The sequence below is a fragment of the Streptococcus cuniculi genome (genome assembly GCF_004570575.1).
GTDB classification, from domain to species: Bacteria; Bacillota; Bacilli; order Lactobacillales; family Streptococcaceae; genus Streptococcus; species Streptococcus cuniculi_A.
Genome location: NZ_SPPD01000126.1, coordinates 1 through 382, shown reverse-complemented (window position 1 = coordinate 382; position 382 = coordinate 1). Strand labels below are relative to the sequence as shown.

Below are 382 nucleotides of genomic sequence, written 5' to 3'. Positions count from 1 at the left end.
GCCCTCTTCCAGCTCCTGCGCCACGCCGTGGCCGCGGGACTGACGCTCACGGTCACCACGCCCCACGGCAGGGAGTGCTGGTGGCGGGGCGGGGCGGCCGCACGCGAGCTGCACCTCGGTCTGCCGGCTTCGGACTGGGTCGCACCGACGCGGGCACGATGGCTTGAGGCGCTGGGCCGGGCCGACGTCGCTCCGCCACCCTCCGCGGATCCGCAGCGCACGGTGTCCGAGGTGCGGTTCAGCGCCGAGGCTGAGGATCCGTCCGTCCCCTCCGTGCCTGGGGATCGTCTCGACCTCACCGCCCGTTCCCTCCACCACGCCGGGGACGGGACCACGCTGGCCGACGTCGTGATGACGGGCATCTCCCCCGCGACCCTCACGT

The 382-nt window shown here is 74.3% G+C and carries 1 protein-coding gene; it reads left to right on the top strand.

Features of this window, described 5'->3' with window-relative positions; all coding sequences use genetic code 11:
• Window positions 1-382 (top strand): hypothetical protein (locus E4T82_RS12700; protein WP_209304602.1); only part of this gene is annotated, 382 nt, incomplete at both ends.